Below are 2,111 nucleotides of genomic sequence, written 5' to 3' on the forward strand. Positions count from 1 at the left end.
GTTGCAGGCTTATTTTTCCCAAACTGTTGTGTAAACAACGCGGTTGATTTCTACAATTCAGATAAGCAGATAAATCACTCGTTTGATGCAGCCTGAAAATAATTTTGCCAGCGCACGGCTTGCTAGCAAGCCGTAGGGGCGCGGGATGCGGTTTCAGGCTGCATCATCATCTCGCCCGCGTTCAAACAGTCCGTTCGTTATCAGGCAGCCTGAAAATGGGCAATAGCGTTTTCAGGCTGCTTTTGTGTTTTCAGGCAGCACTAAATAGAGCATCGGCGGCTCGCCGACATTGGGCAAACCCGCGCCACTCTTTGCTTTATGCCATGCGCCATTTTGGCGACAAATCGTTGCCGCGCCCTTTCACGTTTCAGGCTGCTTTTGCTATGCCAATCGGCAACATTTGTATAACCCACCCCATAGGCAGCCTGAAAATGCTTTTTCGCTTGGCTCAAAGACGCTTTATTCGTTTTCAGGCTGCCTATCCTTGCCCAACGTGTTCAGCCCGAAAATCCACACGCTGCTATAATGCCGCCTTTCTCGTTTCAAAAAACCATTGTCAGCAGGAATCGCAATGTCTCGCACAACCCGTCTCGCCGCCTTAACGGCATTCACCCTACTTCTCACCGCCTGCCCCACCACCATGCCGCGCAAACCAGGGCAAAGCGCACACACACAACATCCCCCCGCCCCCACGCCATACAATCCAAACCTTGCCGCAGGCAACGCCGTATCACGCGGCACAACCTTGCAACCCACAGGCAGCAGCGCGACCTATCGCGCCGTATCGTTTCAAGAATTGCCGCAATGGAACGAGCAGAGCTTTGGCGAAAGCCTAGCCGCCTTCCAAAAAAGCTGCCTGAAACTGGCGAACCAAGCCAAATGGCAATACACCTGCGCCCGCGCCAACCAAACCGCACGCACCACCGCCGCCGCTAAAGCCTTTTTTGAACAAAACTTTACGCCGTGGCAAGTGAGCGAAAAAGGACAAGCCAGCGGCAAAATTACAGGCTACTACGAACCCGTGCTGCACGGCGACACGCGCAACACCAGCGCAGCCCGCTTCCCCATCTATGGCATCCCCAGCGATTTCGTCTCCATCCCCTTGCCAGCAAATTTACGCAACAGCAAAGCCAGCGTGCGCGTTGCCCCCGCAGGCAACAATCGCGGCGTGATTCAAAGCAACGGCGCATACATCGCCAACCTTGCCCAATTCCCCATCACCGCCCGCACCACCGCGCTCAAAGGGCGATTTGTCGGCAACCAATTTGTGCCCTATTTCACCCGCGCCCAAATCAACGCAGGCGCACTCAACGGACGCGCACCCATCTTGGGCTACGCCAACGACCCCGTAGAACTGTTTTTCATGCACATTCAAGGCTCGGGCAGATTGCGCACGCCATCGGGCAATTTTGTGCGCCTAGGCTTTGCCGATAAAAACGAATATCCCTATGTTTCCATTGGACAATATATGTCCACGCGCGGCTATTTGCCGCTGGCGCAAACATCCATGCAAAACATCAAATCGTGGATGGGCAAAAACCCCAATCGCCTTGCCGAAGTGCTGGGGCAAAACCCCAGTTATGTGTTTTTTAAAGTGCTGGATGGCACGGGCGACCAAGGCCCTGTGGGCGCGTTGGGCGTGCCGCTCACAGGCGGCTATTCGGGCGCGGTGGACAAGCATCACATCACGCTGGGCGCGCCGCTTTTCTTGGCAACATCGCATCCTGCCAACGCCAACGCAGGGCTAAACCGCCTGATTGTTGCCCAAGACACAGGCAGCGCGATTAAAGGCGCGGTGCGCGTGGATTATTTTTGGGGCTACGGCGACGAAGCGGGGCAACTGGCAGGGCGGCACAACGCCACAGGCTATGTGTGGCAACTGCTTCCGCTGGGCGTGTTGCCGACTTATCAGCCGTAAGCCAGATTAGTCGTGTTAAGAACCTGTATTCACTATTTCCATAGACATCTTTTATGCCCTAAAAACGTGGCTACTGCGTTAAAAATGCTCGCAAGGTGTCCAACCTTACTGCGCTTTTTGCCTTGTATCCGCGATTTTATTTGGGGCTGTCCTAGATAACTCAGGAAATTCACATTAAGTTAGAATTTCCCCT

Annotated in this window: 2 protein-coding genes; both read left to right on the top strand. The window is 54.3% G+C overall.

All coding sequences use genetic code 11. The features are described from left to right. Positions 1-104 precede the first annotated feature (104 nt). A complete protein-coding gene (locus Q4A85_RS13195) occupies positions 105-602 on the top strand; it encodes a hypothetical protein (RefSeq protein ID WP_303111091.1) in 498 nt (165 codons plus the stop codon). Next, a complete protein-coding gene (locus Q4A85_RS13200; RefSeq protein ID WP_303111093.1) occupies positions 572-1,918 on the top strand; it encodes a murein transglycosylase A in 1,347 nt (448 codons plus the stop codon). Before Q4A85_RS13195 ends, Q4A85_RS13200 begins: the two co-directional genes overlap by 31 nt. Positions 1,919-2,111 lie beyond the last annotated feature (193 nt).

It is taken from the genome of Kingella sp. (in: b-proteobacteria) (genome assembly GCF_030527935.1).
Lineage (GTDB): Bacteria > Pseudomonadota > Gammaproteobacteria > Burkholderiales > Neisseriaceae > Kingella_B.

Excerpts from the sequence above, each read along its gene's own strand:
- Q4A85_RS13200 (WP_303111093.1), top strand. The coding sequence starts at position 572 with ATGTCTCGCACAACCCGTCTCGCCGCCTTAACGGCATTCACCCTACTT.